Genomic DNA, 17,241 nt, shown 5'->3' with positions numbered 1-17,241 from the left:
GCCTCGCCGACGACATCAGCCAGGACACGTGGCTGGAGGTCTGGCGGTCCCTGCCGACGCTGCGGGCCTCCGACGACCGTGCGTTCGGCTGGCTGGCGGTCATCGCACGCCGCACGATCTGCCGTCACTTCCGCCGTGCGTCCGCGACCCGCGAGACGCCCACGCCCTTCGAGGGCGTCACCGCCCGTCTCCTGCCTAGCGCCCCGTCCGCCGAAGAGGTGGCCGTCGAGCGCGTCACGGCAGCCGCGATGCTGCGCGACCCCGCGTCTCCGCTGGGGGTGGCGGCATGAGCGACGTTCTCTACTGCGGCTACTGGCACCGGAATGAGCGCCGGTTCTGCGCCTCTACTCGGAATGTGGGCCTGACCCGGAGGGGCTTCCGTTGCCCGCAGCACCGGGGGGTGCTGGCGGCATGAGTACCGACTACCGCGAGGAGCGCCGCCGGGACCGGTCGGCTGTACGGGCCGAGGACCGCGAGGACCGGCGCCTGGAGCGCGAGGAGCGCCGCCGCGACCAGGCGCTGGCCGAAGAGCGCGCTCGCCGGGAGCGCCGCGAGAGCCAGAAGCGCCGGGAGAGGAGGAAGGCCGCCCGGCGGGAGAGCCGTTCGGCCGCGCTGGCGCGGCTGAGCCGTGAGGGTGACACCGTCGCGGCCCTGATCGTCATGGCCTGCTCCATCATCCCGGCTGTCTACTACCAGATCGCAGCTCTGGCGGCAGTGCCCAAGGTGCCCGTGGTCATCGCCGTCGCCCTGGCGGTGATGCTGGAGGCTGGCGCCTGGGTGTCCACTGTCGCAGGAGAGAGGGCCAAGGCCGCCGGGCGGCCGGTCGGCCGATTCCGCGCGGCGATGTGGGCCTGCGCCGCTGTGGCGGCCTCCATTAACTACTCCCACGCACCCGGACCGGACTGGTTCGCCTGGGTACTGGCCGCCAGCTCTTTTGGCGGCGTGGCGTTCTGGGAGCTGCGCGGTGCCGGGCGCCACGGCGGCTGGGGTGGCCGGAGCCGTGCCGAGCGCCGGGCTGATCGTGCCCGCGCGAAGCAGGCTCGCCGCCGTAAGCGCCGCTTCGCGGACGTGTGGGAGCGGCACCTGGACATCCTCGCGGCGCACCCGTACGACTCCCTCGACGCGGAGACGGCATGGGCGCAGGCGTGGCGTGACGTCCACGGCGCCGCCGTCGCGGTGACCGCCCCTGTGGTCGAGCAGCGCCTCGCCGCCGACGCAGAACTGGAGGACGTCCTCGACGCCGCCGACCGCACCCCCGAGCGTGCCGCCGTCGAACTGCTCCTGGACGACCTGTTCGGCGCCGACCGAGGCGACGACGGACCCTCCGGCGGCACGTCCGGCAGTGCCCCGTCCGGGCCGTCCGGCACCGGCTCCGGCGGCGCCCGCCTGAAGATCGTGGAACCGGCTACACCCCTTGGGCGGAAAGGGAAGCAGCCCTCTGGAGAGCGCGCCGGACGCACCGCGCCGAAGGCTCCCGCGAAGCCACTCGCGGACGCCGATCTGGAGAAGGTCCGCGCCCTCGCGGACACCCTCGGAGGCGCCGCGCACCTCTCGCTCAAGACGGTGCGTCAGGCGGTCGGCGGCGGCGCCAACGAGTACCTCGTCCGCCTTCGCAACGCCGTTCGGGAGGAGCGCCGGTGATCCCCCGCGACCTGCCCGCACTCCCGCGCTGTCTCCAGTGCCAGGACTGGGCAACCCTCGTCCGCCCCGACGGCACAACCGTGCCGTGCCCGCGCTGCGGACCCAAGCAGCGCCCCACCCCATCTCCCCGCAGCTCCGCTCCGACCCGGAAGGGAACCCACCCCATGCAGAAGATCGTCCGTACCCTCGCCGTCTCCGGTGCCGCCGCCGTCGCTCTGCTCTCCGGCGCGTCCGCCGCGTCCGCTGTCGGCCCCTCTACCGTCTCCGCCGCTGCGGTACAGCAGGCGACCGGGACCCCGGTCACCCTCCCGAGCGGCGGCACCGTGCACGTGACCGGGATGGAGTCTGCGGCCTACCGGGCGGACTCCGCCCAACTCCAGGCCGTCACAACCCTGGCCTCCGGTGAGGGTGGGGCGGGCCTGGGGAGCGGCAACGCTCCCGCTCCCGAGATGGAGCAGGGCGACCAGGTCGTGCCCCAGCAGCAGACGCCCGGCCAGGTACAGCCCGCCTACGGCGAGATGCAGCAGACCGCGTCCGGCGGTGCCGTCGCCGGAACGGCCGTTGTCGCGCTCGTCCTCATGGTGATCATCGGCTACTCCATCAAGCGCGGCGGTCTGGCGAAGGGCCACATGATCGCCTGCGTGATCCTGGGCGTGCTGCTCTCGCCGACATTCGTCGGCCCGCTGGTCACGCAGCTCTCCGGGTCGGCCAGCAGCTCCTTCGGGAACCTCTGGGCCGGTCTCTGACCGGCAGGGGTGGGGTGGGGGTGACGGCGCGTCGTATGCGTCGCACCCCTCGCACTCCTCATACCTCACTTACACATGCGAGACGTATCACCCCAGGTCGGAGCAGGGAGAGCACAGTGACGATCGAGACGACGAGAGCAGATTCCGCCGGAGAGGAACCGGAGGTCATCGACGCGGAGGTCATCGAGGACACCCGGCGCCGCCGGATCACGGAGTCGCTGCGGCAGCGCCGCCGGGCCGCGCAGGCGGCATACGAGGTGCAGCGCGAGCGGGTCCGCCGCAGGGTGTCCGACTGGTACGCGGCGGCCGACCTGGATGACGTGCAGCTCGGGGAAGAGGTCGTCACCCGGCGGCGCCGCGCGGCGCAGGGCGCCGACGATCGGCTCATCCAGGAGGTCGCCCGGCTGCGCGCTCGGCTGGCCACGGCCAAGGGCCGCGCCGCTGCGGCGGCCGGGGACCGGGAGGCCCGCAGCCCGGAGGTCGAGCGGCTGACCGGACTCCTGGCGGCAGCGGAGAGCCGGATCGAGACCCGGCAGGCCGAAGGCCCGGTACTGGCGGTCAAGCCCGCCAGCCGCGCGGACATCGCCCGCGCCCGTTGGGCGAAGAAGGCGGTGCGCGTCGGCGGTACGGGGCTGGCCGGTGTCGCTGGGCTCAATGCCTCGTTGGCCGAACCGCTGGTGCTGTTCGGTGTCCTGGCGGCGGCGCCGTTCGGCTGGTGGTTCCTCGCCCGCGAAGAGGAGGACCAGGAGCAGGAGCACGAGAGCGGCGGACTGGTGCCGGCACCAGTCAGCCTCGTCAAAGAGGGAGACCCGCAGCAGGAGACGGGGGAGGGCTGGACGGCGGTCCCGGATGGCCAGTCGTACGTGCCCGACACTCTGGCCGCTGCGGGCCGGGTCTCCCTGACCAAGCGCGACGCGGCCCACGTCAAGGGCGAATCAGACCTCGTGACGGCCCTGGTCAAGGCCGGGATCATCACCGAGAAGCAGCGCGACGAGACGCACCTGGCCGGGGTGATCCGCCCGGACGGACCTGGCTGGACCGCCACGGTCGAACTGCCGCGCGGCGTGGTGGCCGCCGACGCCATGGGAAAGATCGGAGACCTGGCGTCGGCCCTGCGGATCAAGAAGTCCCGGATCGAGATGAAGGCCGACAGCTCGGACGAGGGACATGAGGGCCGCTTCACGCTGTGGGTGGCCGACGCGGACAACCCCTACGGCACCGGCAAGACCGCGTCCCCGCTGATCAAGGCGGACCGCTGGGACTTCTGGGAGCAGGGGGTGCCGCTGGGCGGGGATGCCCGCGCGGTGCTGCACACCATGCACCTGCTGTGGTCCTCCCTGCTCATCGGCGGGCTGATGGGCTACGGCAAGACCTACCTGGCCCGGCTCATCGCGGCGGCCGCAGTCCTCGATCCGACGGTGCGGATCATCGTCATCACCGGCAAGACCGGGCCCGACTGGGCTCCTCTGCGGCACGTCGCACACCGGTGGATCGCCGGGGCCGACGAGGAGACCATCCACGTCGTGCTCTCCGCTGTCGGCGGCCTCATCCACGACATGCAGCGGCGCGGGGAAGAGCTGGAGCGCCTCTACGAGACCGACCCCGACACCGTCCCGGAAGGGAAGATCACCCGAGAGCTGGCGGCGGCGGGCATGGGCCCGGTCCTGCTCATCGTGGACGAACTCCAAGAACTCCTGGACGGCGCGGCCCTGGTGCGCGTCGTCATCGACCAGGACCCCGAGACGGGCAAGACCACCACCCGGCCGGGCAAGGAACTCATGGTCGAGGGCTTCGCCCGCTTCGTGCGCGTCACCCGCTTCGTCGGCGGCATGGGCGTGTTCATCACACAGCGGCCCGACGCCTCCAGCGTGCCGACCGCGCTGCGCGAGGTGTGCGCCAAGCGCGCCAGCTTCCGGGTCAAGGGCGACCGGTCCGCCCGGATGGTCCTGGGCGACGACGCGGTCGCGGCCGGTGCCGCCCCACACCTGCTCACTGAGGACTCCCGGGGCGTGGTCGTCATCGACCAGAGCGGCGAGCACATCACGGTCAAGAGCGACGTGATCGATCTGCCGGAGTTCAAGGAGATCTGCCTGCTCGGTCGTCAGCACCGGATTCTGGCCGGAGTGCTGACCGGAGACGCGGCGGACTACGGCAAGGAGGACGCCGCCGCGGCGGCCGTCCGCCTGCTGCTGACCGACTGCCTCGCGGTGCTGGCCGAGGCCGGGGTGGACCGGGCCCGCACCGAGCGCCTGGTCGAACTGCTGGCCGCCGCGCATCACGACCGGTACGGCGAGCTGACCAAGGCACAGCTCCAGGCCCGGCTGCGGGACGCGGGCGCGGGTACTACCCGCAAGCTCGGGCCGATAGACAGCATGGCCAACCCCAACGGTTACCTCCGTGACCAGATCGCTGCCGCTCTCCAGAACGGCAAATAACCCCAAATCACCCCGGTCGCACGGGTGGTCACTGTCCGGTCAGCGTCCGAATCCTCCCGGAACGCTCCCCGGTCGGGGAAGCGCCGCACCCGGTCGCCGGACCATCCGGGCCCTCTCTCCGACCGCCCGGCAGACCAGTACAAATCAGGCACGCACCGTGGGGCGACCACCTGTGTGACCGCCCCGCGAGCTGCCGGTTGCCCGGTCCGTCTCCCGGACGGACCGGGAGCCGGACAGCAGTCCGGCACCGAAAGGCGCTCCTCTCGCCTGCCAGCAACCGGAGCGCCCCTCCCAGCCCGCGCATGACACGCAGAGGAGATTGAGATGAAGGTCTACGAGCCGACCAAAAAGGGCCGTAAGGAATTCCTCAAGGACGTTGAGATCGGCGCGACTTACTACACGATCGAGGAATCGGACACGCCGTTCAAGGGCGAGAAGCTGTGGCGTTCGTGGGTTTTCACCAAGCGCCAGATGTTCACCGGAATCCCTATGTGCGGCTCCATGGGGGCCGATTTCCTGGTCAACCTCTACGGCCCGGTCTACGACAGCCACCCGGCCTCTGACGGACATATCCGCCCGCTGTTTGCGGATGACGACCTGGAATTGCACGTCACGCCCGCCGATGTTCTCAAGCTTCGCGAGAAGAAGAAGGCCCGCCGCTGACTGACGGCTGCCCGCGTCGCCCCGCCACGTGGTGGGGCGGCAAGGGGAGTCGGGACAGTCCCGGTCCACCGACCAGAAAGGCAATTCTCATGGCTGACACCAAGAATGCGATCAGGACGAAGCACGGATTTCCCGTTGAGATTTACCGCGACGGTGACGAGGTGCTGGTCGTCTGCCGGGCCTGCACCAGGACGGTTGACGTGGAAGCGGTGGAGTCCGAAGCCGAAGCGCGTGACGCGCTCGAGGTCCTGAAGCCGGTGGCCAGGCGGCACGCTGATTCGTGCCCGAAGGGCTGATATTCCCCGCACCGATTCCGCTACGGCGGGCCGGTTGCCTCCCCCGCCCGTCTCGAACGGGCGGGGCGAGGGGAGCCGGGAAAGTCCCGGACAGGGAGGGATTACACCATGTCGAGGTCTCAGTGGAAGTGGGAACTGATGCTCACCACCCGGGACAGGGAAAACGTGCTTTTCCAAGGTGTCACGGACGCTCCTGGTAACGCGACGGCGGAGAGCATTCTTCCCGGAATCGTCGCCGACATCATCCGCGATAACCCGCGCTTCCAGGGATCGAATGCAACCAGTTTCCAGGCCCACAGGACGAATTGACGGCGGTCTGACCGGGGCGCTCCTCTCGCCTGCCAGCAACCGGAGCGCCCCTCCCAGCCCGCGCATGACAGCAACAGGAGGTACCTCCGAGATGACCACGTACCCCACCACCACGGCAACCCGTCCCCTGGCCGATGTCGGCCAGGTGGACATCGATGCGGCTGTCCTCGTCGTCGAGATCGAGCACTACCTCGAGGCACGGGCCCGGGGCGCTGCGGCGCCGGCGCCTACGACCGCGCACCCGCTCGTCAGCCGGACCACGCAGCAGCTCGTCGACGAGGCGCTGTCGACGACCCCGGCCGTCGCCGCGGCGCCCGAGCTTCGCGCGCCCTGGCGGTTGCTGCGGCTGCTGCCCGACACCGTGCTGCGGCGCCTTCCCCGCCGCACCCGCGCGGTCTCCGTCGCTGAGCACCTGGAGCTGGTCGCGCTCACCCTGGTCTCCTACGGCTGGACCGGGCACGGTGCTCTGCGCACACGCTCCGGCCGCCGCTGCATCGCCGGGGCCCAGACCGTGCTGCACCACCTCGGGTACGGCGACGCGCGCACCGTCGCGGAGGCGGGCCGCGTGCTGGATGAGGTCCTGGCGGAGCGCGGGCAGGCGGGCCCGTACTGGCAGTGGAACGACGCTCCTGGCCGCCGCGAGGAGGAGGCGCTGGGCCTGGTCCGCGCCGCCGCCGCCCGTGCGGGGAGGTCCCGGCGATGACGTGCAAACTCTGCCGACGGACTCCCCACCGCATCGTGCGGTCCTACCCGGCCGGGGACACCCGCGCCTCCCTGCGTGCCGCTCACGACGCCCAGGAGCAGCGCGAGCGCGGGGAACAGGCGCACGTCCACTACGCCGCCGACGGGGACCAGTTCGTCGTCGCCGCGGCCGCCGGGGGTGAGTCCCGGTGACGACCCGCTTCACCACGATGATGGACTGCCTCGTTGGCATCTCGTCTGCCGAATGGGTGCGCGCGGCCCGTGAGCTGGACGCAGGCGATGACCGGTGTGCCAACGAGCTGGTCGACCGCGTCGTCGCCACCCGCGGTGAGAAACACCGCCGGTGCGCGGCCATCGCCGTACTCCAGCACTGCGAGGTGACCGAATGACCCGCCTCGTGCCCCTCATCGAGGTGCCCGCCACGGACTACGTGCTGCGCTGTGCCGCGCTGGCGATGGACTGCGGCGACTACGGCCCGGCAGATCAGATCCTCAGCGCCGCCGCCTACGAGGACCGTGACCGGCTCGCGCACGAGATCCTCGTCCGCCGCGAGCGGCAGTCCCCCCGCAGCAAGGGGCAGATGCGATGAAGGCGATGAAGGCCCTGACGCTGCGCGACCTGTCGGCGCCGGTGACTGTGCTGGCCCGGCTGCTGGCCGACCACGGCAGCCTGCCCGCACCGCACTTCGACGCCTCCCCGATCTACCCGGACCGGCTCACCCTCGCGATCCACGACGATCCGCTCGCGGCCGCGATGTGGATGGAGACGCTGAGCATCCCCGCCGGCGCCCTCGTGGTCCGCACCCACAACCCGGGGCGGTCCCGAGTGGAGCAGGCGACGATCCGCATGGGCGCTGCCGAAGTGCGGTTCCAGTCGTTCGTCGACATCAGGGGCGTCAGGGGCGGTGGCCGGTGAGCGAGACGATCCCCAGCTACGCCCCGCGCACCGCGCCCGACGGGCTGGCCACCAAGAGGCAGCTCGACGCGGTCGGCCTGCGACCCGGAGGCCACGACCCCGTCGCGCAGCTCGAATGGCCCGGCGGGTCCTGGGCCGCGCTCTACGACATCACCAAGTGCCTGCCGAAGAGGCCGATGACCGACGGCCGACGGCGGTCGGTTGAGGCGATGCTGCGGGCCCGCCGCATCTGCCCGGGCTGCGGCCTGGACGTCGGATACGTCCTCTCCCGCCGGATCGGCCTGTGCGGGACCTGCACCATCACGGCAGGTGATGGGTGATGGGCTGGTGGCCTGAGCGCGGCTCTCGTGGCAGGGAGGTCACCTCCCCGGCCGGAGGACCGAACGGCTTCACCCGGCCGGGCGCCGCAGGCGGAACACACCCGCCGAACGGACGTGCGGAAAGTGATCCGGAGCCCGTCCGAGTCCGCCGACGCACGCGACCCAAAGCGTCCTGACGAACCGACAGCAGGAGAAAGCCCGCGTCACGGGAGACGTGACGCGGGCTTATCCCGGGCGTTGAAACCTCACGTGACCCAATCGGCGAGCCCTGTCCCCAGAACCACAGAGGATAGGGCAAGATCGGGATCACAAAATTGCGTGGGGCGCCCCGGATGTAGGAGTTCGGAACGCCCCGCGTGAGTCCTAACCAGCTCCGTTTCTCAGGCGACCACCAGATAGGACCCAACGCTGTTGTCCAGCGTACCCGGCGGACCATGGTCCGCAACCACTGATCCGGTCAGCGGGTCGGAGATCACTCCGACCGCCGGGCCGGACTCACGCACGTCTGGGCACGGGCCCCGAGGGCGTCGTCGGAGCAACGCGCAGAAGCGCCGTGAGGCCCGCGCCCGCCGCCACCAGGAGCAGACCGCCGTCGCGGTGAAGGCGACCCGCCGCCGGGCTGCCTGGGACCAGGCGCCCGCCGTCGATGCCGACGAGCTGAGCGACGGTCAGCGGACCGCCGCCTACGAGACGTTCCGCGCCCTCCGGAGCGCCCGTACGAGCGACGAGGCGGCCACGCAGGCCCTGGCGCGCTTCCGCGACCCCCGAGGCGCTGAGGCGGCCGCACAGGCCCGCCACGCCGTCACGGCGCCCAAGATCCCCTGCCCGTGCGGCTGCGGAGGCAAGCGGACGGCCCGCACCACCCCCCGCGACCACGACGAGACCCCCGGTGCGGCACCCGCCCCCGGCCCCGACGCTGGTGCGCCTGGGAAAGCAGAGAGCAGTGTTGCCGCGCTCGGGGCGGAAGCGGCCCCCGACCTGCGCAAACAGGGGCCCACGGACGCTGCCCAAGTCCCGTCCGAAACGCCCGATTTGGGTAAGCGGTACGAGCAGCGCAACAACCGGCTCCAACGCCGGATGCGGCTCCTTGACGACGTCCGCCCGATCACCACGCTCGTGTCGCTGCGCCGGTGCGGCGTCATGCCGCTCAGCGGCGCCGTCGCCATCACCCAGAAGACCGACGGAAGCGGCGGATTCGCGGGCGTGTTCAGGTGCGGGTCGGTGTGGAGCTGCCCCGAGTGCGCCCCCGTCGTCCGGGCAGACCGGGCACACCTGATGGAGAACTACGCCCTGGCCTGGACCGCCGAGCATGATGCCGGGGTCTGCACCGGCGACGACGACCAGCTCGGGCAGACGCACGCCCCGCACGGGATGGCCATGGCCACCCTCACCTCCCGCCACGGCCGCCACGCCGTCCTGGAGGACCGCATCAAGCGGGACAGGCAGGGGCAGGTGATCCTCGGGCCGGACGGACAGCCCGAGATGCGGCCCGGCCAGCTCCAGCGCACCGCGTCCGCTTGGCGCCGCATGCTCCAGTCCCGGTGGTGGCGTGCTGCCCGCGAGGCGTACGGGATCGCCGGGGCCACCCGCGCGATCGAGGTCACGCACTCGCACGCGTCCGGCTGGCACACCCACATCCACGCCGTGCTGTGGACCGAGATCCCGGTCACCGACGAGGTCGCCGCCGAGCTGGAGGAAGAGCTGTACCGCCGCTGGGAAGCCGAGTGCCGCCACGCCGGGCTCGGACGGCCCACCCGCAAGCACGGTGTGAAGGTCGAGGCCGCGCGCCGCGGCGCCGACGGCGCCGCCGACTTGGCCCGCTACCTGGTGAAGGTGCAGGACAAGGACGACCAGGAGGCGGGAGACGGGCCCGCCTCCGGTGGCGGGAGCCGCGCCGCCCGGCCCACGGCCGACCAGGCTCAGCGGCTCCGGGACGCGCGTGCTCGCCGCGACCGTGCCCGCGCAGCTGGCGACGTCCGCACTGAAGCGGATGCCGACAGCCTGATCGCCGACATCCGCGAGGAGATCGGACAGGCCGACCGCGCCCGCGCCCTCGGCAACGAGCTGCTGCGCGGCGACATGAAGACCGGCCGCAGCGCGGGCCGCACGCCCATGGAGATCCTGCGCCGGGCCCTGGCCGGTGACGAGGCCGAAGCCGACCTGTGGCGCGAGTACGAGCGCGCGACGAAGGGCTCCCGGATGCTCACCTGGACCGGGCAGGCCCGCGCCCGCCTCATCCGCCTCACCGAGCAGGAGGAGCGCGACGCCCAGGACGTCGTCCAGGAGGAGGCCGCCGCCGAAACCTCCGCCGTCCTCGTCCAGGTCACCCCCGGCCCCTGGTGGACCCGCGTCGCCGCCGTCCCCGGCCGTCGCGGGCAACTCCGCGTCGCGGTCACCGTCGCCACCGCTCGCGCCACCGAGCAGGACCTCGATGCGGAGGTCGAGGCCCGCGCAGAGGTGCGCGCAGTCTTGGAGTCCTGGGGACTGGTGTGGGGGAGGGACATGTACGGGCCCGGGGGCGAACTCTGCCCGGAGACCGGCGAGCTGGTCGCCGCGGGAGAGCGGGTCACCCCGCAGTCCCGCCCCGCCCGTCGGCGCCCGCGCTGGGAGGGCCCGGACGCCCTGGAGGCCGACGCCGCAGCCCTCGGTGCCCGGCCACGAGATGTGGTCCGGCCAGAGCAGGCGGCCCGCCGCAAGAAGGGACTCCCCATCGCGCGGGAAGCCACCCGTACGCGTGCCACGACGAAGGTCTCGGACACCCCCTGCTGCGTCCGCTGCGGCGACAGGGTCGCCCCCGGCCTCCCGCTCCGTCACATCGGATGCTGACCCCCGGCTTTATGACCTGCGTGGCCGTACACCTCTGGCACTTTTGCACTCAGGGCACGAAGAGCGTCACGAAGAAGGTCACAAGAGACGTTCTGTCGCTGGATGCGCGACAGTCGTCGCGCACCTGGTCGGAGCGTGTGGTGAACGGCGGCCGCGAGCCCGACATCCCTCGTACGCCGGTGCCAGAAAGCAGCGGAGGCGGGCGTCGCACTCGGTCTAACTCGCTGCCGTGATCTGCCGGGAGGAACAGGCGGAGCAAGTTAGTGGGCAAGGTGACCTTGCCCCGTCCCCGCGCTCCGCGCGGGTAGCGTTCCACTGCTCCGGTCGCCTGCCAATCCCTCACACGAGTGGCACCCGGCGGCCCGCTCAGCGCAGCGACCGTCGGGTACGGCGGACCGATCTGGATACCTGATCGTCTAGCTTGCTCCGGTCAGGCCGGGAGCGCGTGTACGTCTCCGCTCGCGTCCGTACGTCACCGAGATGACGTACTGGGTTGCCGGGCCAGAGGGGGGCCGCCGGGTGTTCTGCCGACCTCTTAACCCCCAGGTAAGAGAGCGTCGTCAAGGCCCTGGCGAAGAGCGCTCCGGCGCGACCAGAGCCGTGCCCTCGTCCGCCCGGCCCTGGTGGCTCTTTCCCGTGCCAGCCCTCGGGTGCGGGGAAGATGGTCTTCGTCGATAACTTGCTGTGCCCCGGACACTCCGGGCCTCCAACTTGCTCGGTCGGTGGGTCGGCCGGCATCCGTGGTGAACGAAAACCTCTTCCGCTGTGTACGCGGAAGAGGTGTCGGCAGCGGGGCAACCGGCCACGGCCTGGGCGGTCGCGGCGGCGTCGAACTGGTCGCCGCAACCGCTCGCGGAACTGGTGGCGCGACCGGCCGCGAAACCAGCCGCAGAACTGGCCGCGTGACCGACCGCAGAACTGGGCCTGCGTCCTGGGTCAGGGTTGCCGTGACGTGCAGCCCTCGCACAGGCCCTCGGTCATCCCGGCCTCACCGCCGCACACGAGGCAGGGGCCGTCGTCCCGGCAGTCCTCGGCATCGACCAACTCGCCGCCGCTCAGTTTCGGGATCAGCTTCCCGGCGTTGCCGTACCGGCCGGGTTCCATCTCCCGCACCCGGTAGGCGAGCGGTGGCCCGGCCTCGCCCCATTCCGCCGCGTACACGAAGGCGGGGCGGCCGTCGACGAGGCGGACCCGGGCGAGGTGACCGCCGTGCCGGTCGACAAGGAGGGCGTCGAGCCAGTGCTTCGGCGCGTGCCACAGCACGCCGGGCGCGTCGTAGTAGCCATTCGAGTTCCGGGCCTTCGTCCACGCCCGCCTCCACTGCTCGACCAGACGGCCGACCTGGTGCCGGTCGTCAGCCTCGACGGCGTCCGCGTACGAGTCCAAGCGCGGCTTCACCTCGCTCCACCAGTGATCCGCCTCCTTCGTCAGCAGGCGGGCCGCCGCCCGGTCCAGCGGGTCCATGACTGCGTCCACCGCGGCCTGGTCGCCGCTCTCGACAGCGGACCGCAGATCCTCCCGGCCTGGCAGAAGGTCCGGCCTCTGGTCGGCGAGCATCGCGTACACCAGAGCCAGGAGCCACCGGTCCGGGAACGCAATGGACGACGGCTCCTCGTACCGCACGGCCACCTGGTACGCCCGGCCAGTCGGCAACGTCGCGGCCTGCCGCACCTCGTACGGGACACCCTTCGCGTCCTCCGGCATCCAGAACCGGCACACAGCGTCCGGATCTGCGGAGCCGTCGTCGTCTGCGGGACGTTCCAGCAGGCGCCGCTGGGCGGCTGCGTAGGAGATGCCCTCGCTCGCGGCGAGGCGCCGCGCGAGGTGCTTGAAGTCCTTGTTCGCGGTCATGACCATCGCTTCCTGGCGTAGGCCCCACGCACCTTCGCCTCTGCGAGATCGACCGTCAGCGAAGCAGTGCGGCACGGAGGTTCTGCACCCCTTGTCCTCTTGGCCAGGCCCGGCGTGGGCGGAGCTGGCTCGGAGTCAGGCCGACGTGCGACGGCCGTCATTCATCGTAGCGGCTGCTCCCGTATGCCGTCACTGTGACGGCTACAGTGCCCGGCCCGTGGCTCCCCTCCGGGGGAGGTACCTTTGTCCACTTCCTGAGCCCGGCCTCGGAGTGCAAGAGGTGTGCTGTGGTTCCGCCTGGTCGTGATGCATAGGTGTGGAGGATGGAGAGCTGCTCTCGTATGCCGTCACTGTGACGGCTTTTGTCGTTCCCGCTCAAGCCGTCACAGTGACGGCTAGGGTGCAGGGGACATCACAACTGAGGGGATGGGCGCCCATGACGACTTACCGGACCCTGGCTGAGCCCGGGACGCTCCAGCCTTACGCTCCGCTTGATCCGCAGGCGCTGCGAGATCTCGCCCAGCACGCCCTGGAGGTGCTGATGCCCGCGGCGACTGGACCCGAGCGCGAGACGCTGGGAGAGGCCGGCGGTCAGCTCGCCCTCGCGCTGTCGGAGTTCGCGAGGCTGGCGGAGGCCACTGCCGAGGACCAGCTCGCTCAGGGCGAGGAAGTCGTGGAGCGGCTCCGCAGGGCCTCGCTCCACGTCCACGAGCACATTGCTGCCAAGGTGCCGACTGCCGAACTGGAGGCCCGCAACACCGGGTTGATCGAGGGCTGTCTGGAGGAAGGGCTGCCGGTGGTCGGGACGGTGACGGCGGAACTGCTGCTTGCGGACGGTCAGGCCGCCACGGTCCGGCTGACGAAGGAGACCGCGCACCAGGAAGTCGAGGTCGGCGATGGCAGCACGGCCCGGCTTCCCGCTGCCGATCACCTGATTGTCCGGGATGGGCTCCACGAGCTGGCCCGGCTTCTCGCCCCCCCTGGCCCGGGAGACCGGCACGGGCGGTGAGCAGTAGCGGGGATGACCCGACGCGAGAGCCCCGTACCGGATCGGTACGGGGCTCTCGCGTTGCGTCCGGGGCGGGGCTGTCCTCGTATGGCGTCACTGTGACGGCTACGGTGTCCGGATGAGCGAGGAGTTGCCGACCCAGGAGACCGCGAGCGGTGCGCAGATCAGGTGCGAGTGGTGCGGGGAGCCGGTGAGCCAGCTCGGGACGCGCACGCCGCGGCGGTACTGCAAGCGCAGCCACCGGCAGCGGGCGTTCGAGGCCCGTCGGCTCCGGGACCTTCGGGAGCTGGCCGGGGAGAAGTGACGGGGCCCGCGCCGATCGGCGCGGGCCTCGAGGAACCGGGCGGGTGTCTACAGCCATTCGAAGGGGCGGATTTTCTGCGCGCGGGTGTGCACTTCGATGGCCGCGCCGCCAGAGGGGTCGGCGCCGGGGCCGGGGTAGACCCGGCCGCCGGTCAGGCTGGCGAGCATCCGTGCGCCGTGGTGGACGCATCCGGGGACGCCCTCGGTCATCTCGTCCCGTGCCCTGCTCATGTGCTGGTCCCGGATGAGGACCGCGTCCCCGGGTCCCTCGCACGGGCTGGGGTCCTTGGGATGGGCTGCTGCACAGCGGTCGTCGCGGTCGGCCATGGTGTCCGCCCCCTTCGGTGGTGGTGTACCTGCACCATAGCCGTCACAGTGACGGCTTGAGCGGGAATGACGAAAGCCGTCACAGTGACGGCTAGCCGGACCGGTCGGTCACCACGACGGCGGAGGACGAGCGGAGCGAGAAGACGGTGGCGCGCCCTATCGCGGCAGCAGCCAGCTCCCCGCCAGCCCAGGCCGGGCCGGTGGTCGGCTCACGCTCGCGCGTCCGTGACGGCGGCACGGCGTCCGGCCCCGATGACGGCCAGCTCGTCGGCGCGCGGCCGCAACCGACCCCACCCCCTCCCAGCCAGCTCAAGGCCACGCCGACCCTGCGATGGGCTGAGGTCGGCGACGGGCGCGCGGTGTGCCGTCGTGGATGCCGCGACGCGCACGTAGGACGGTCTCATGGGTTCCACGGAGGTGTCGGCCGTCCGGGTCCTGGCCGTGGCTGCCGGTGCGAGGACTGGGGCGGTGACCTGGAGTGATACGCGTCCGATAGGTGCGAGGCATGGTATCGGTGTGTGGCGTCGCACGGGTCTCACGGGGCGATAGCCTGGCGCGGCCCCGGCGAGGGCCGGTGGCTGGAGGCGAAGGGGAGGTGAGGAGTGCCCAGGCCGAAGAAGGACGATGCGGAGGTCGACGTCGTTGGCGCGCTCAAGGGCGGTACGGGCAAGACACGGCTGGCGATGCTGATGGCGATCCTGATGGCGGTCCGCCGGAAGGAGAGCGTGCTGTACGTGGAGGGTGACACGGTCAGTCAGACCGGGAGTCACTGGGACAAGGACTTGAAGCGCGCGGTGGCGGCCGGGATAGCGCCGGCGCCTTTGCCGGTGACGGTGCGGCGGCACCCGTTCGACGACATCGACGAGTTCCTCGACGAGGAGCGCGCGTCGGGGGAGTGGGACCGGATCGTGTGCGACATCGGCGGCGGCAACCCCGGTGTTTTCTCCGCTGCGCTGACCCGGGCGAAGCGGTTGTACGTCCCGATCGGCGCCGACCCCAGCGAGGTGCGCAACCTCGCGGGCACGTGGCGTGCGGCGCGGCTGGCGGGCGCGGAGTCGGTGGTGGGCGGCTTCGACGCCTGGGTGGTCCTCTCGCGCACCGCGAAGCGCTCGCGGCTGCGGCGGCAGTACCGGGAGATGCTCACCGCGGGCACGTGGCAGGGGCAGACGGTGCCCATCTATCCGGTGACGGAGACCGAGCTGGTGCGCCGTGTGGCGTATCAGGAGGCGTACGGCACGGTGCCGACGGACTTCCTGGACGTGCCGGCGCTGATGGTGGAGACCGGAGTGCTGGAGAAGGGAGACCTGGATGCCTGAGCGGATGCTTCCGCCGCCGGAGGACGATGACGAGGAGACGGAGGTGTCGCGGCGAAAGGTCGCTGCGGAGCGGCGCCGTGAGGAGTCGGAGGAGATGACCCGCCGCTCCTGGTACGCCTCGAAGGAGTCCGTGAACCTGTTCCAGGCCACCGTCGACGACCTCCACTTCGAGACGCGGCTGCCCAAGCACATCGTCGTGGGCGCGCTCCTGGAGGCCGCCGTCCAGTCGCTCCCGAGAGTCCAGCGCCGCCTCGCCCGGCTCCAGGGACGGCCCCACAAGTAGCACCCGTACGAGGTCACGTACGGGTGCGTCTCGTGCGAGCCATGCGACTCTGCGTACGAGTGCTATGCGTATCACTCCAGTTCAGAACGTTGAAAGGCCCCCGCCAGCAGTGGCGGGGGCCTTTCTTGTGGGCGGGCTGAGTTAGCCGATCTGGGTTTCGGTGGTGGTCCATCGACCGCCAGCGTTTACGTACTCGCCCGCTTCGATGACCTCACCTTCGAGGTCGTAGAGGACGTTGCGGCCGATTTGGACCGGTGATCCTTCGTCGATCTCTAGTTCTGTTGCCTGGGATGCAGTCGCGGCGGCGGCAGTGGTGCTGTCGCTGGATACGTGACCTTGCTGACCGGTGACTTCCCTGATGGCGCTTGGGGTGCCGCCCGGGATTCGCTCCTTGGCAAGCAGGGCCGGGACACGGTCTCCCATCTCGGGAGAGAACCACGAGGTGGAAGCGCTGACCGGACCTTGTTCGTTGTAGGTCACACGGTGCCGGTATACGGCCTGCGCGCCCTCGTCCAACCCGAGGATGTCGGTTACCCACTGAGGCGGCTGGGCTCGCCCGGTGTCCACGATCTTCGCGTATTCGTCCGGGGCGTAGATCTTTCCGGTGGTTAGCATCCGGGCGAATCGGTCTCCGGCGCTGCGGTGCAGAGTGCTCTTCGTTCGGACGACGGTACCGATTCCGGTGACGGACTCGACCAGGCCGTCGGCTCGGAGCGCTGCGACTGCCTTGAGCGCTGTCGCCTGGGAGATCTGCCATTCGTCAGCTAGCTGGCGAACGGAGGGGATGCGGTCTCCGTCCGCAAGCTCTCCGGAGACGATCCGCTCCTTCAAGGTGCGCACAACCTGGAGATATGGCGGAGTGCGATCAACTGCGGGAGCCATCTACGGGCCCTCCTTCATCTGCTCTAGATCACTAAGCGCGGCCCGACCTAGACCACTAAGCACACGGTAACTGTTGACGTGAGTAGTGTGCTAGTGCACTATCGGGCTGTGCCACGCGCTGTGACTGCACTCACGCAGACGCAGTGCGGCCCCGGTGTGTCCGCACCGGGGCCGCTGTCGGGCCGTTCCATTGAGAGGAGCACGACCCGTGCTTGACGCTACAGGTCACCCCCCTGGTGACCAGGACGAGAACAGGGCTCGTTTCGAGCTGCTGTACGTCATCTACTTCCGTCGGCTGCACGCCTACATCGCTGCCCGACTCGGCAGGCGCTTCGGCCTCGCCGACGACATCAGCCAGGACACGTGGCTGGAGGTCTGGCGGTCCCTGCCGACGCTGCGGGCCTCCGACGACCGTGC

At 70.9% G+C, this 17,241-nt stretch carries 21 protein-coding genes; 18 read left to right on the top strand and 3 right to left on the bottom strand.

The features are described 5' to 3' along the window. From ACYVOO_RS05610 to ACYVOO_RS05550, 13 genes are all read left to right on the top strand, one after another. Nucleotides 1-290, top strand: a 290-nt coding sequence (locus tag ACYVOO_RS05610) for an RNA polymerase sigma factor (RefSeq protein ID WP_461014520.1), incomplete at its 5' end; no start/stop codon positions are given. 121 nt (nt 291-411) lie between these two features. Next, nucleotides 412-1,641, top strand: a complete 1,230-nt coding sequence (locus ACYVOO_RS05605; protein WP_461014519.1) for a hypothetical protein — start codon at nt 412-414, stop codon at nt 1,639-1,641. A 164-nt stretch (nt 1,642-1,805) separates the two neighbouring features. After that, the gene (locus tag ACYVOO_RS05600; protein ID WP_461014518.1) at nt 1,806-2,387 is read left to right on the top strand and encodes a hypothetical protein; all 582 of its coding nucleotides are present in this window, start codon (nt 1,806-1,808) and stop codon (nt 2,385-2,387) included. A gap of 116 nt (nt 2,388-2,503) precedes the next feature. Next, nucleotides 2,504-4,822, top strand: a complete 2,319-nt coding sequence (locus ACYVOO_RS05595) for a DEAD/DEAH box helicase family protein (protein WP_461014517.1) — start codon at nt 2,504-2,506, stop codon at nt 4,820-4,822. Nucleotides 4,823-5,146: 324 nt separating this feature from the next. Further along, entirely contained in the window at nt 5,147-5,485 is a 339-nt protein-coding gene (locus ACYVOO_RS05590) for a hypothetical protein (protein ID WP_461014516.1), read from the top strand. 89 nt (nt 5,486-5,574) lie between these two features. After that, nucleotides 5,575-5,781, top strand: a complete 207-nt coding sequence (locus tag ACYVOO_RS05585; protein WP_461014515.1) for a hypothetical protein — start codon at nt 5,575-5,577, stop codon at nt 5,779-5,781. A 400-nt stretch (nt 5,782-6,181) separates the two neighbouring features. Next, nucleotides 6,182-6,793, top strand: a complete 612-nt coding sequence (locus ACYVOO_RS05580) for a DUF6197 family protein (RefSeq protein ID WP_461014514.1) — start codon at nt 6,182-6,184, stop codon at nt 6,791-6,793. Further along, a complete protein-coding gene (locus ACYVOO_RS05575) occupies nt 6,790-6,984 on the top strand; it encodes a hypothetical protein (RefSeq protein WP_461014513.1) in 195 nt (64 codons plus the stop codon). Before ACYVOO_RS05580 ends, ACYVOO_RS05575 begins: the two co-directional genes overlap by 4 nt. Beyond that, a complete protein-coding gene (locus tag ACYVOO_RS05570) occupies nt 6,981-7,181 on the top strand; it encodes a hypothetical protein (RefSeq protein ID WP_461014512.1) in 201 nt (66 codons plus the stop codon). Before ACYVOO_RS05575 ends, ACYVOO_RS05570 begins: the two co-directional genes overlap by 4 nt. Continuing rightward, entirely contained in the window at nt 7,178-7,381 is a 204-nt protein-coding gene (locus ACYVOO_RS05565) for a hypothetical protein (protein WP_461014511.1), read from the top strand. Before ACYVOO_RS05570 ends, ACYVOO_RS05565 begins: the two co-directional genes overlap by 4 nt. Next, nucleotides 7,378-7,707, top strand: coding sequence for a hypothetical protein (locus tag ACYVOO_RS05560; RefSeq protein ID WP_461014510.1), 330 nt, complete (start codon nt 7,378-7,380; stop codon nt 7,705-7,707). The genes ACYVOO_RS05565 and ACYVOO_RS05560 overlap by 4 nt, the downstream gene beginning before the upstream one ends. Further along, nucleotides 7,704-8,027, top strand: a complete 324-nt coding sequence (locus ACYVOO_RS05555; protein ID WP_461014509.1) for an RRQRL motif-containing zinc-binding protein — start codon at nt 7,704-7,706, stop codon at nt 8,025-8,027. The genes ACYVOO_RS05560 and ACYVOO_RS05555 overlap by 4 nt, the downstream gene beginning before the upstream one ends. A gap of 597 nt (nt 8,028-8,624) precedes the next feature. After that, entirely contained in the window at nt 8,625-10,853 is a 2,229-nt protein-coding gene (locus ACYVOO_RS05550) for a hypothetical protein (RefSeq protein ID WP_461014508.1), read from the top strand. Nucleotides 10,854-11,789: 936 nt separating this feature from the next. On the opposite strand, the gene ACYVOO_RS05545 is transcribed toward ACYVOO_RS05550, so the two are convergent. Beyond that, entirely contained in the window at nt 11,790-12,704 is a 915-nt protein-coding gene (locus ACYVOO_RS05545; protein ID WP_461014507.1) for a hypothetical protein, read from the bottom strand. Between the two features lie 436 nt (nt 12,705-13,140). On the opposite strand from ACYVOO_RS05545, the gene ACYVOO_RS05540 reads away from it, so the two are divergent. Both ACYVOO_RS05540 and ACYVOO_RS05535 read left to right on the top strand, forming a co-directional pair. Further along, nucleotides 13,141-13,713 (top strand): hypothetical protein, encoded by a 573-nt coding sequence (locus ACYVOO_RS05540; protein WP_461014506.1) that lies wholly within the window; start codon nt 13,141-13,143, stop codon nt 13,711-13,713. A gap of 118 nt (nt 13,714-13,831) precedes the next feature. After that, on the top strand, nt 13,832-14,017 hold the full coding sequence (locus ACYVOO_RS05535; RefSeq protein WP_461014505.1) for a hypothetical protein: 186 nt from the start codon (nt 13,832-13,834) through the stop codon (nt 14,015-14,017). Between the two features lie 47 nt (nt 14,018-14,064). On the opposite strand, the gene ACYVOO_RS05530 is transcribed toward ACYVOO_RS05535, so the two are convergent. After that, a complete protein-coding gene (locus ACYVOO_RS05530; RefSeq protein ID WP_461014504.1) occupies nt 14,065-14,343 on the bottom strand; it encodes a hypothetical protein in 279 nt (92 codons plus the stop codon). Between the two features lie 602 nt (nt 14,344-14,945). Here ACYVOO_RS05530 and ACYVOO_RS05525 point away from each other — a divergent pair. Both ACYVOO_RS05525 and ACYVOO_RS05520 read left to right on the top strand, forming a co-directional pair. Further along, entirely contained in the window at nt 14,946-15,659 is a 714-nt protein-coding gene (locus ACYVOO_RS05525; protein WP_461014503.1) for a P-loop NTPase family protein, read from the top strand. Continuing rightward, a complete protein-coding gene (locus ACYVOO_RS05520; protein ID WP_461014502.1) occupies nt 15,652-15,942 on the top strand; it encodes a hypothetical protein in 291 nt (96 codons plus the stop codon). The genes ACYVOO_RS05525 and ACYVOO_RS05520 overlap by 8 nt, the downstream gene beginning before the upstream one ends. 141 nt (nt 15,943-16,083) lie before the next feature. Here ACYVOO_RS05520 and ACYVOO_RS05515 read toward each other — a convergent pair whose 3' ends face one another. Beyond that, nucleotides 16,084-16,824, bottom strand: coding sequence for a GntR family transcriptional regulator (locus ACYVOO_RS05515; protein WP_461014501.1), 741 nt, complete (start codon nt 16,822-16,824; stop codon nt 16,084-16,086). 208 nt (nt 16,825-17,032) lie between these two features. Between ACYVOO_RS05515 and ACYVOO_RS05510 the strand changes: the two genes are divergently transcribed. Continuing rightward, the coding region (locus tag ACYVOO_RS05510) for a sigma factor (RefSeq protein WP_461014500.1) at nt 17,033-17,241 on the top strand (209 nt) is incomplete at its 3' end.

Source organism: Streptomyces daliensis (assembly GCF_054782395.1).
This window is presented reverse-complemented; position numbering and strand designations above follow the sequence as displayed.

Coding starts and splice junctions, on each gene's coding strand:
- ACYVOO_RS05605 (WP_461014519.1), top strand. CDS start 412: ATGAGTACCGACTACCGCGAGGAGCGCCGCCGGGACCGGTCGGCTGTA.
- ACYVOO_RS05600 (WP_461014518.1), top strand. CDS start 1,806: ATGCAGAAGATCGTCCGTACCCTCGCCGTCTCCGGTGCCGCCGCCGTC.
- ACYVOO_RS05590 (WP_461014516.1), top strand. CDS start 5,147: ATGAAGGTCTACGAGCCGACCAAAAAGGGCCGTAAGGAATTCCTCAAG.
- ACYVOO_RS05585 (WP_461014515.1), top strand. CDS start 5,575: ATGGCTGACACCAAGAATGCGATCAGGACGAAGCACGGATTTCCCGTT.
- ACYVOO_RS05580 (WP_461014514.1), top strand. CDS start 6,182: ATGACCACGTACCCCACCACCACGGCAACCCGTCCCCTGGCCGATGTC.
- ACYVOO_RS05575 (WP_461014513.1), top strand. CDS start 6,790: ATGACGTGCAAACTCTGCCGACGGACTCCCCACCGCATCGTGCGGTCC.
- ACYVOO_RS05565 (WP_461014511.1), top strand. CDS start 7,178: ATGACCCGCCTCGTGCCCCTCATCGAGGTGCCCGCCACGGACTACGTG.
- ACYVOO_RS05560 (WP_461014510.1), top strand. CDS start 7,378: ATGAAGGCGATGAAGGCCCTGACGCTGCGCGACCTGTCGGCGCCGGTG.
- ACYVOO_RS05545 (WP_461014507.1), bottom strand. CDS start 12,704: ATGACCGCGAACAAGGACTTCAAGCACCTCGCGCGGCGCCTCGCCGCG.
- ACYVOO_RS05540 (WP_461014506.1), top strand. CDS start 13,141: ATGACGACTTACCGGACCCTGGCTGAGCCCGGGACGCTCCAGCCTTAC.
- ACYVOO_RS05535 (WP_461014505.1), top strand. CDS start 13,832: ATGAGCGAGGAGTTGCCGACCCAGGAGACCGCGAGCGGTGCGCAGATC.
- ACYVOO_RS05530 (WP_461014504.1), bottom strand. CDS start 14,343: ATGGCCGACCGCGACGACCGCTGTGCAGCAGCCCATCCCAAGGACCCC.
- ACYVOO_RS05520 (WP_461014502.1), top strand. CDS start 15,652: ATGCCTGAGCGGATGCTTCCGCCGCCGGAGGACGATGACGAGGAGACG.
- ACYVOO_RS05515 (WP_461014501.1), bottom strand. CDS start 16,824: ATGGCTCCCGCAGTTGATCGCACTCCGCCATATCTCCAGGTTGTGCGC.